We start from the raw sequence: 3,867 nt of genomic DNA, 5'->3' as shown, positions 1-3,867 counted from the left end.
CGCGGCGAGAGTGAGGGCAATATTACTACCCTGCAAAAGATTCTCTGGAAAAATGAAGTGCATACTACTGTTTCTGCTGAAGCAATTCGCTGGGCATTGCGTTACTACTGGCAAACATCAGGAAGCGGTTGCAAGGTCAACCGACGCTGGAATGATGAAACTAACGACAACGAGTGGGAAGAGCCTAACTTTGACCCTGATCTGTACATTGATGATGATGTTTTAGGCTTTATGCGCGCGGAGGGAGCTAAAGTAGATGCCTCAGACGAAAGCTCATCTAAAGGAAAGGGGAAAAAGCCGGCCAAAGGCACTACCACTGCCAGGCGCGGTGTTTTAGAGGTAACTCGGGCAATCTCCACCCGACCGTACAGTGGAGATATAACCTTCAATGCAAGAAGCGGTCAGAAGGGATCCACTTCTCTCTACGGAACAGAAGTGCATGCCACTCGCTATCAATACGGTTTTGCAATGACCCCTGCTCGACTTCAGCGGCAAGAGCGAGTCATTGAAGTAGTGAGGGGACTGGTTTCGTTAGGGGAGGTAGCCGGCAATCACTCCCGCTTTCTCTACGATTTTTCACCAGATAGCATAGTCTTGCGCTGGACGCACGACTTTTCGCCCCGCCTGCTCTACTGTTTTGAAGAAAACTCTGAGGGAGAAATAAGCATGCCAGACTTGGTGCGTCGAGTACAAGTAGGAGATATAGATCCTCAAGAGCTATGGCTAGCAGGAGCTGCTGCCGAAACCGAGGACGGAGAGAAGCTAGCTGAATTAGGTGCTCATGTAAGTCCGGGCATTAAGTCAACGGTTGACGACCTAATTGCCATAATTCAAAGTCAAATTTCTTCTAGGGAGGCAGCATGATTCAGCTTCAGGTTGAGGTACCTATTGCTTGCTTTCGTCAATCTTGGGCCAGGGAGTTTGCCGAAACCTATCCGGTGCCGCCACCTGCTACTGTTTATGGAATGCTGCTTTCCTTGCTGGGAGAGTGGGATCGGCATCGCTATTGTGGTGCTCAACTGGCAATTGCCCTACTGAGCCAACCTCAACTTTCTACGGTAATCCGCACCTTTCGTCGCTTTAAAAGCAAAGACATTCGGGATCCGGCCAACGCCCGTCCCGACTATCAGCAATTACTCACTGACGTGCAGATTGCAGTGCTGGTTAAAGGATCCCTTGCTCATGATTTGGAAAGAGCCTTTGAGAATCCCGAATCGATTAACCGATCCGGAGGACTGAGCTTGGGGGAGAGCCGTGACCTTGTTAACTCGATAACGCCAATTCCAGTAGTTCCCAAGCAGAGTCGATGGCTAATTCGAGATGAGGACGGGATCCTCACTTTGCCGTATTGGGTCGATCACGTAGGAGCCCGTGGCACCCGCTGGCAAAGGTACTTGCTCAGAACTCTTGAGAGTGAGGAGATACCTGAATTGGCCTGGACAGAAATTCGGCCAGATTAGCTGCTGTCTGCTGTCATCCTTGCACATGTATGCGAGAACGGGCAATGCTTTGAGGCTAGATTTTGCCTCTATCTGAGGAGAAGTTTTTTTCAGTATTGTTGAGGTTTTCTCATATTCTTCATGTTGTTTATGTTTTGGAGCTTTGGATTATGCCGCTATCGTTGGCTGATTTCTCTGTACAGATAGATTCAGATTTGATTCGTGTTTCAGCGTTGCATGCATTGGCCTACTGCCCACGATTATTTTACCTAGAAGAAGTTGAGGAGCTCTACAGTGAAAACGCAGCTATTTTTGCTGGTCGGCGGCTACATACAGAGCTAGAAAAGCAAGAGGGGGAAGATTGGGAGGATCTATTTCTAGAAAGCGAGGATCTGGGTTTGCGGGGACGGGTAGATGCCCTGCGTACTCGCGACGGTCAGATTATTCCTTATGAGCATAAAAGGGGTCGGGCAGCCCGGGATCCGGACAACCAGCCCCAAGCCTGGGAAAGCGACCGGCTGCAGATCTTGGCCTATGCCTATCTGATGGAAACTGTCCTGGGGATCCCAATCCCTGAAGGACGAATTCGATACCACGGCGACAATGTGCTAGTGCGCGTTCCCCTCGATGATGCCGGGCGCCAAGCTGTGCGTCAGGCAATCGAGCAAGCAAGGTTGCTGCGCCAATCCCATCTCCGTCCCCCAATTACTGACAACGAGCGACTCTGCGCAGGCTGCTCTCTGGCCCCTGTGTGCTTACCTGAAGAAGCGCGGCTGGCTCATGATAGAGAATGGCAGCCTATTCGCCTCTTCCCGGAAGACGATGAACGGCAGTGTGTCCACATTCTAGAGCCGGGGGCGCGGGTAGGGCGCAGCGGATTCCGTCTTAAAGTAAGCTACCGAAACCAAAACGAAGAGTTTATCTCTGCTCAGCAAACCGGGCAAATTGTGCTGCACGGTTTTTCTCAAATCTCAACTCAGGCCATTTATTTCTGTGCTGAGCAAGGCATTGGGATTCACCTAATCTCTGGGGGTGGACGCTACGTTGGTAGCCTAGATCCCCGGCACGGAAGCATCCAACGCCGGATCCGACAGTACCAGGCCCTGAGCGATCCTCAAATGTGCTTGAAGTTAGCTCGGAAGCTGGTTGCGTGTCGAGGTCAAAGTCAGCGTAAGTTCTTGATGCGGCTGGGATCTGCTCGTCCACCAGAGGTAGAGCAAGCCATTGACCAAATGAGGCGAGTACTCAAGCAAGTCGATCGAGCAGAGTCATTATCAAGCTTGCTGGGTTTGGAAGGAAATCTATCGGCACTTTACTTTGCCGCTTTGCCCTATGTGCTATCAGATAAGGTGCCAGAGGAGATGCGATTTTCAGGCCGAAACCGAAGGCCCCCTAAGGATCGCTTTAATGCTCTACTGGGATTTGGATATGCCCTTTTGCTTAAAGACGTCATGAACGCTATTTTGACGGTAGGCCTAGAGCCTGCTCTCGGTTTCTATCACCAGCCTCGCTCTCAAGCACCCCCTCTAGCTCTCGACTTGATGGAAATCTTTCGCGTGCCTCTTGTGGATATGCCAATCGTAGCTTCAGTGAATCGTAAACAATGGGATCCGGAAGCAGACTTCATCATACGAGGACAACAAGTTTGGCTTAGCGAAGAAGGGCGGAAAAAGATGATTCAAATTTACGAAGATCGCAAGCAGGAAAAGTGGAAGCATCCAGTCACTAACTATTCCTTAACCTATCGTCGTTTGTTAGAGCTAGAGGTTCGCCTTTTAGAAAAAGAATGGAATGGAGAGGGTGACTTATTTGGAAACTTGGTTGTGAGGTAAACCATGGCTGAATATAAAGTTTGCTACTTAGTATGCTATGACATACGTTGCCAAAAGCGATGGCGAAAAGCGTCGAAGTTGTTAGAGGGATATGGAGAGCGAATTCAGTACTCAATCTTCCGCACTTGGCTAACATTACGAGAACGAGAAAAACTGCGCTGGGAACTAGAGAAGATCCTCAAGCCGGAAGATGGCCTTCTCATCGTGGGGATCTGCAACCGTTGTTTGGAGCGGGTGCTCACCTCGAACCGACCAGGAAGTTGGCCACAGCAGCAGAGCAGCTACAGGATCTATTGAAGAAACAAGGATCCACCGTTGTGAGAGGTATCTCAGCTTCTAACAAACCTCAAAGCCTTGCTGTAAGCGGATCCCAGCCGTTTCCACTTGCTTGGAGATGCTTGCAAAACCTCAGAACCCTCATGGGAAGCCTGTTCGCTAGGCTTTGACTGCCAGTTAGGGTACAATGGAAGCGCATGGTTTTCCTCTGATTGCCGTAAGGCGCTGAGCACCTTGCCAAGTGGCTATCGGAGCCTTGCAAAGCAAGGATTCTGAGGTGCGGCATGATTTTCCTTTGATTGCCGTAAGGCGTTGAGCAC

4 protein-coding genes are annotated in these 3,867 nt (G+C 50.3%); all 4 read left to right on the top strand.

The annotated features are described in order from the left end of the window. The coding region (locus NW858_RS00020; protein ID WP_414519215.1) for a DevR family CRISPR-associated autoregulator at positions 1 to 864 on the top strand (864 nt) is incomplete at its 5' end. Further along, on the top strand, positions 861 to 1,460 hold the full coding sequence (cas5, locus tag NW858_RS00015; RefSeq protein WP_414519213.1) for a type I-MYXAN CRISPR-associated protein Cas5/Cmx5/DevS: 600 nt from the start codon (positions 861 to 863) through the stop codon (positions 1,458 to 1,460). The genes NW858_RS00020 and cas5, both read left to right, overlap by 4 nt. Positions 1,461 to 1,522: 62 nt before the next feature. Continuing rightward, entirely contained in the window at positions 1,523 to 3,271 is a 1,749-nt protein-coding gene (gene cas1 / locus NW858_RS00010; protein ID WP_414519211.1) for a type I-MYXAN CRISPR-associated endonuclease Cas1, read from the top strand. Positions 3,272 to 3,274: 3 nt separating this feature from the next. After that, positions 3,275 to 3,568, top strand: coding sequence for a CRISPR-associated endonuclease Cas2 (cas2, locus tag NW858_RS00005; protein ID WP_414335565.1), 294 nt, complete (start codon positions 3,275 to 3,277; stop codon positions 3,566 to 3,568). The last annotated feature ends 299 nt before the right edge of the window (positions 3,569 to 3,867 follow it).

The organism is Synechococcus sp. H55.10, assembly GCF_047502715.1.
Lineage (GTDB): Bacteria > Cyanobacteriota > Cyanobacteriia > Thermostichales > Thermostichaceae > Thermostichus.
This window is presented reverse-complemented; position numbering and strand designations above follow the sequence as displayed.